The organism is Rhizobium sp. SVR5-9E, assembly GCF_056755095.1.
This window is the reverse complement of the sequence record NZ_JBNDHS010000485.1, coordinates 1-260: the sequence shown is the minus strand read 5'-3', so window position 1 is coordinate 260 and position 260 is coordinate 1. Positions and strand designations below refer to the sequence as shown.

The window sequence follows — 260 nt, the reverse complement described above, 5'->3', positions numbered from 1 at the left end:
GACAGACAGAGGGCAGCTACACAGCGATGTGATGCAAATCTCGAAAGCCGGTCTCAGTTCGGATTGGAGTCTGCAACTCGACTCTATGAAGCTGGAATCGCTAGTAATCGCGCATCAGCCATGGCGCGGTGAATACGTTCCCGGGCCTTGTACACACCGCCCGTCAAGCCATGGAAGTCTGGGGTACCTGAAGTCTGTCTCTTATACACATCTCCGAGCCAACGAGAATACGCTACATATGGGAGGGGGGCGGTGGATTG

1 rRNA gene is annotated in these 260 nt (G+C 54.6%); it reads left to right on the top strand.

The features are described 5' to 3' along the window. Nucleotides 1–260 (top strand): 16S ribosomal RNA (locus ACPYOJ_RS35735); the annotation flags it as partial.